This window comes from Staphylococcus sp. GW821-FHT11H10 (assembly GCF_058807855.1).
This window is the reverse complement of record NZ_JBXARC010000056.1, coordinates 295-595: the sequence shown is the minus strand read 5'-3', so window position 1 is coordinate 595 and position 301 is coordinate 295. Positions and strand designations below refer to the sequence as shown.

Annotated in this window: 1 protein-coding gene; it reads right to left on the bottom strand. The window is 52.5% G+C overall.

Annotated elements, in window-relative coordinates:
- Positions 1-301: hypothetical protein (locus AC1RRU_RS12585; protein WP_493196604.1), on the bottom strand; the 301-nt coding region annotated here is incomplete at both ends.

The window sequence follows — 301 nt, the reverse complement described above, 5'->3', positions numbered from 1 at the left end:
GTCTGCATCTGAGTCAGCATCTGCATCAGCGTCTGCATCTGAATCAGCATCTGCGTCTGCGTCTGCATCTGCATCTGAATCAGCATCTGAATCAGCATCTGCATCTGCGTCTGCATCTGCGTCTGCGTCTGCATCTGCATCTGAGTCAGCATCTGAATCTGCGTCTGCATCTGAGTCTGCGTCAGCGTCTGCATCTGAATCAGCATCTGCGTCTGCGTCTGCATCTGCATCTGAATCAGCATCTGAATCAGCATCTGCATCTGCGTCTGCATCTGCGTCTGCGTCTGCATCTGCATCTGAG